The organism is Acetatifactor sp. (assembly GCF_982438285.1).
This window is the reverse complement of record NZ_CEWDFQ010000215.1, coordinates 1-5,340: the sequence shown is the minus strand read 5'-3', so window position 1 is coordinate 5,340 and position 5,340 is coordinate 1. Positions and strand designations below refer to the sequence as shown.

Sequence of the window (5,340 nt, the reverse complement as noted above, 5' to 3'; positions counted from 1 at the left end):
CGGATGGTACACGGATACAGGAAAGAGATATTTTCAATATTTCCTCTACCCGCCGTAATCCAGTTCTTGCTGATATTTTTGGTCGGTTGGGATATATGGAGCGACAGGGAAGCGGATTCAGGAAAATTACAGAAGCCTACCGTGCCGCCCATAATTATCGGGATGAATTGGAGCCTAAGTTTTATTCCGATGCAAGCTCGTTCCAAGTTACGTTGTATAACTTGAATTACGGAACAGCAATAAACGCAACCAAGGTTTTGATAGAGGATAAAAAAAATGTTGCGATTGCCCCTGATTATCTTGCGATTGAGGTTGCGATTGACGGACTGAACGCAAGCCAAGCTACGATTAAAAAAGCAAAGACGGTATTTGCAAATATGGGAATTGATGGTATCTTTGGCCGTTCCGACATAGCCGCTATTACAAATGATTCTGTTACTGCCGCTGGTAATCTCATTACAAAGCTGAAAAATGCAGATTTGATTGAAGCTGTTGGCGGTTTTGGAAAAGGCAAATACAAGTTCAGAGTTCCTAAAGCATTCGATTAAGCATATACAAGTTCAGTCAGTACAATTTCTTCTGCACGGTTGCGGATGGAGTTATACCGGCGAACCCATTCCATCTGGTCAGCCGCTTTCAGTGCTTCGGCCACGGCTTCCTTCCACTACAAATGAGCGACAGTCATATGTATCAGGTGGCAGAAACCATAAGGAATTTCTCGAAAATTTTAAGAAGGTACAAGCAGAAATATGAAATTATTGTATGGAACAAGTAATCAGGCAAAATTATCCGTAATGAAAAGCAGGCTTGAAAAACTAGGCGTAGAGCTGATTGGCTTGAGTGATTTAAAGGCAGAAGGAATTACAATTCCGGAAGTGCCGGAGAAGGGAAATACACCGCTTGAAAATGCGAGGCAGAAAGCGACCGCCTATTATAAGGCCTTTCAAATGCCGGTGTTTTCCTGTGATTCGGGACTGTATTTTGATAATGTTCCAGACGGGGTTCAGCCAGGGGTGCATGTGCGCAACGTGAATGGAAAATGTTTATCCGATGCAGAAATGATAGAATATTATGCAGGTCTTGTAAGACAGTATGGCAACCTTGCTGCATGGTATAAAAATGCAATTTGCTTTGTGAGGGATGAAAAACATATTTATGAGTCAATGGATTCTTCCATGGAAAGTGAAAAATTTATTTTAACTGACAAACCCCATAGTGCAGTAAGAAAAAAGGGATTTCCGCTGGACAGTATGTCGATTGATAGGAAAACCAATAAGTATTATTATGATTTATCGGCTGATGAATTAGAACAGCTTGCTGTGGAAGACGGGTTTTTGAAGTTTTTTGAGAAGGTTTTAGATTTGAGCACGGAGTGCGGTTCTGTTGAAGTGCAATTTGGAAAAAATAGTGATATAGATGAGTGGATGAAGCTTGTTACAGAAATCAGCTGGAATTTTCCGGGATTAGAGACGAAAGAAAAAATAGAGGAACATCGGGAAACTGTTTTACGCTTTATAAGCAAAGAACAGGCTTTGTGTGTGAAAGACGATGCAAAAATAATAGGGGTCCTTTTGTTTTCAAGAGAACATAATATGATTTGCTGTTTAGGTGTTTCACCCCGCTGCAGAAGAAGAGGAGTCGCTTCCAGTTTATTAGTAAAGGCATTAGATAATCTGGATAGAACAAAAGACATTACAGTATCAACTTTTCGAGAAGAAGATGAAAAAGGGCTTGCTCCAAGGGCTTTCTACAAAAAATTTGGTTTTGTGGAAGATGAACGAATGGAAGAATTTGGATATCCCAATCAAAAGTTTATACTACACCCATAAATTCTAAAAACAGCTGAACATAGGCAGATTGCTATGGGGGAGTATTTGGCTGAATTTGTGGCGGAGTGGGAAGGAGCAAGGTGATATTATTGGAGATGATGAAAAAATATGAGTATAGAAAAGCGACACAGGCAGACGTTGAAGAATTGGTGAAAACAAGAATGATTGTCCTTCGTGCGGCGAATAAGCTGTCAGATGCTGTGGATATGTCCGAGGTGGAACAGGAATCTTATGTATATTATAAACGGGCGTTGGAAACTGGCGAGCACATAGCATATCTGGTATATGATAATGGAAAATTTATTGGTGCAGGGGGTGTGAGCTTTTATCGGGTTATGCCAACTTATCATAATCCCAGTGGAAAAAAGGCTTATATTATGAATATGTATACTGCACCGGAATATCGAAGACAAGGAATTGCATTTTGCACATTGGATTTATTAGTGAAAGACGTGAAGGAACAGGGCGTCACACAGATTGCGTTAGAGGCAACGGATATGGGGCGGCCATTGTATGAGAAATACGGATTTGTAAAAATGGAAGAGGAAATGTTTTTCCCCGGTCCCTAAATTTCTACATAACATTTCCCCTTTTGACAAATTAAATTGTAGCATACTGTTACGATATTTGATATAATGTTCGGTAAGGGCAGAGTCAAATACGGGAAAAGGCGTCTGCCGTGTTCATATGAGCGGGCGCCCTTTCCCGTATTTGACGAGCAAAGCGAGCGCAGCCAGCTTCTCAGGGCGGCAAAGCAGCCTGCCTTATGAAAAACAGGGAAGCTTACTGCGCCTGCCCGGCGTGGCAAGGAGCAAATGAATGAAGAAACGAATCAAACTGAAAGGGAGAATCAAAAGCTACATACTGTTTGGCATATATCTGGGTATTCTGCTGTTGATTGTGGCTGGCGCCGTATTTATGATAGATTACCGGGCCGGAATTTTGCTGGGAGCCTTTACGGTATTTTATTTTGTGGTCGCCCTGACGCTTTATTTTTATAACAAGCCCGTCATTATGAACGAGCTGATCAGCTTCGCTACAGAATACGGTCAGATACAAAAAAAGCTTCTGCGGGATTTGGATCTGCCTTACGCCCTGCTGGACGATGCAGGCAGAGTGATTTGGACCAACATTGCCTTTGAAAATGTGATTCACCAGCCCAAAGGGTATAACAAGTCCATCACCTCTCTTTTTCCTACGATTACAAGGGACAGGCTCCCGGATGACACAGGAGTGGACGAAGCCCAGTATGAGCTGGAGTACGAGGGCAGTGAATATGTGGCCAAGTTTAAGAAAATTTCTCTGAAGGATATGGCTGAAAACAGCGATATGATAGAGGCTAAGGACTATAACGGATACCTGATCGCCGTCTATCTTTTCGACGAAACCGCCCTGCACATTGCGCTGCAGGAGGTGGATGACCAAAGCCTTTCGGTGGGCATGATTTATCTGGACAATTACGAGGAAGCCCTGGAGAGTGTGGAGGAGGTGCGTCGTTCTCTGCTCATTGCGCTGATTGACAGGAAGGTAAACAAATATATCTCTTCTCTGGACGGCATCAGCAAAAAGCTGGAAAAAGACAAATACCTGGTGATTCTCCGCAAAAAAACAATTGCTCAGCTGCAGGAAAGCCGTTTTGACCTGCTGGAGGAGGTAAAGACTGTCAACATTGGAAATGAAATGGCAGTGACCATCAGCATCGGTATTGGATTGGATGGTCTGACCTATGCGCAGAATTATGAGTTTGCCAGAAACGCCATCGACCTTGCCCTGGGAAGGGGCGGCGATCAGGCGGTGATCAAGACCCCTGAAAGCATCACCTACTATGGCGGCAAGAGTCAGCAGGTGGAAAAAAATACAAGGGTGAAGGCCCGGGTAAAGGCGCACGCGCTGCGGGAGATTATTACCGGCAAGGACAAGGTGCTGGTAATGGGGCACCGCATGCCGGATGTGGACAGCTTTGGCGCTGCGGTGGGTATCTACCGGATCGCCCAGACACTGGGACGTAAAACCCACATTGTGCTGAACGATGTGACCAGCGCCATTCAGCCCATGGTGGATCTGTTCCGGAACAACCCTGAGTATGATGAGGATATGATCATAGACAGCCAGCAGGCCATTGAGGCGGCGGGAAGCAATGCGGTGCTGGTGGTGGTGGATGTAAACAAGCCCTCTATTACCGAATGCCCTGATCTGCTGCGGTTTTGTAAGTCGGTGGTGGTGCTGGATCATCACAGACAGGGCACGGAAACCATAGAAAACGCAACGCTTTCCTATGTGGAGCCCTATGCCTCCTCTGCCTGCGAGATGGTTTCAGAGATTCTTCAATATACCTATGATAACATCAAGATACGCACAGAAGAGGCAGATTGCATGTATTCCGGCATTATGATCGACACCAATAATTTTATGACCAAGACCGGTGTGCGTACCTTTGAGGCGGCTGCTTTCCTGCGGCGAAACGGTGCGGATGTGACCAGGGTGAGAAAGCTTTTCAGGGAAGACGCCGCAGAATACAAGGCCAAGGCGGATGCGGTCAGTCAGGCAGAAATCTACAAGCAGTACTTTGCAATTTCTGTCTGTACTGCAGATGAGCTGCCAAGCCCCACCATTATTGGCGCCCAGGCGGCCAATGAGCTGTTGAATATCAAGGGAATCAAGGCAAGCTTTGTGCTCACGGATTATCAGGGAAAGATTTATGTGAGCGCCCGTTCCATAGATGAGGTGAATGTACAGATTATTATGGAGAGAATGGGAGGCGGCGGCCATATGAACACCGCAGCCTGTCAGCTGGAGGGCACAGGGCTTGCGGAGGCCATCGGTATTTTAAAGCGCACTATCGACAGTATGCTGGAAAATGGTGAAATATAAGCTGGAGGAAGCGCGAAGAAAGCGCAGAAATGAGGAGAAAATGAAGATAATTTTATTACAGGACGAGAAGAAGCTGGGAAAAAAAGGCGACATTGTGGAGGTCAGCGAGGGCTACGCAAGAAATTATATTATCCCTAAAAAAATCGGCGTGGAGGCAACAGCGCAAAACAGAAATGATTTAAAGCTGCAGAAGGCACATCAGGAAAAGCTGGCAAAGGAGCAGCTGGATGCTGCAAAAGCGCTGGCAGCAGAGATTGAGTCAAAGCAGGTGATTGTAAAAATGAAGGCCGGGGAGGGAGGAAGAACCTTTGGTTCTATCTCCTCCAAGGAAATCGCGGCAGCCTGCAAGGAACAGAATGGAATCGAGCTGGATAAGAAAAAAATCCAGCTTCAGGAAAACCTTAAGAGCTTCGGCTCCTATGAGGTGACAGTAAAGCTGCATCCCCAGGTGAGCGCAAAGCTTGCGGTAAAGGTAGTGGAGGCGTAGGCAGAGCAGAAAGGTAGCAGTTGGAATGCCCACGATGGAAGAAAATGTATTAAAAAGAATATTACCTCACAGCGTGGAGGCGGAGCAGTCCGTTATCGGTTCCATGATCATGGACCGTGAGGCCATCATAGTGGCCTCTGAGCTGATTACGGG

The 5,340-nt window shown here is 45.3% G+C and carries 6 protein-coding genes and 1 pseudogene; 6 read left to right on the top strand and 1 reads right to left on the bottom strand.

Going from position 1 to position 5,340, the window contains the following annotated elements; genetic code table 11:
* Positions 1 to 548: ATP-binding protein (locus AC1WIP_RS10785; RefSeq protein ID WP_481141829.1), on the top strand; the 548-nt coding region annotated here is incomplete at its 5' end.
* Here the strand turns inward: AC1WIP_RS10785 and AC1WIP_RS10780 are convergent.
* A pseudogene (locus tag AC1WIP_RS10780) lies at positions 545 to 658 on the bottom strand (TnpV protein); the annotation flags it as partial. The gene AC1WIP_RS10785 and the pseudogene AC1WIP_RS10780 overlap by 4 nt on opposite strands.
* Before the next feature lie 91 nt (positions 659 to 749).
* Here AC1WIP_RS10780 and AC1WIP_RS10775 point away from each other — a divergent pair.
* The 5 genes from AC1WIP_RS10775 to AC1WIP_RS10755 form a co-directional block, all read left to right on the top strand.
* Positions 750 to 1,829 carry a non-canonical purine NTP pyrophosphatase gene (locus AC1WIP_RS10775; RefSeq protein ID WP_481141828.1) on the top strand — a complete coding sequence of 360 codons (1,080 nt, stop codon included), beginning with the start codon at positions 750 to 752 and terminating at the stop codon, positions 1,827 to 1,829.
* Positions 1,830 to 1,924: 95 nt separating this feature from the next.
* Positions 1,925 to 2,398, top strand: coding sequence for a GNAT family N-acetyltransferase (locus tag AC1WIP_RS10770; protein WP_481141831.1), 474 nt, complete (start codon positions 1,925 to 1,927; stop codon positions 2,396 to 2,398).
* Positions 2,399 to 2,648: 250 nt separating this feature from the next.
* Complete coding sequence (locus AC1WIP_RS10765) at positions 2,649 to 4,700, top strand: DHH family phosphoesterase (RefSeq protein ID WP_481141827.1); 2,052 nt, start codon at positions 2,649 to 2,651, stop codon at positions 4,698 to 4,700.
* 40 nt (positions 4,701 to 4,740) lie between these two features.
* Entirely contained in the window at positions 4,741 to 5,187 is a 447-nt protein-coding gene (rplI, locus tag AC1WIP_RS10760) for a 50S ribosomal protein L9 (protein ID WP_318703530.1), read from the top strand.
* Positions 5,188 to 5,221: 34 nt separating this feature from the next.
* On the top strand, positions 5,222 to 5,340 hold a 119-nt coding region (locus tag AC1WIP_RS10755; protein WP_481141830.1), incomplete at its 3' end, for a DnaB-like helicase N-terminal domain-containing protein.

Coding starts and splice junctions, on each gene's coding strand:
- rplI (WP_318703530.1), top strand. CDS start 4,741: ATGAAGATAATTTTATTACAGGACGAGAAGAAGCTGGGAAAAAAAGGC.
- AC1WIP_RS10765 (WP_481141827.1), top strand. CDS start 2,649: ATGAAGAAACGAATCAAACTGAAAGGGAGAATCAAAAGCTACATACTG.
- AC1WIP_RS10770 (WP_481141831.1), top strand. CDS start 1,925: ATGATGAAAAAATATGAGTATAGAAAAGCGACACAGGCAGACGTTGAA.
- AC1WIP_RS10775 (WP_481141828.1), top strand. CDS start 750: ATGAAATTATTGTATGGAACAAGTAATCAGGCAAAATTATCCGTAATG.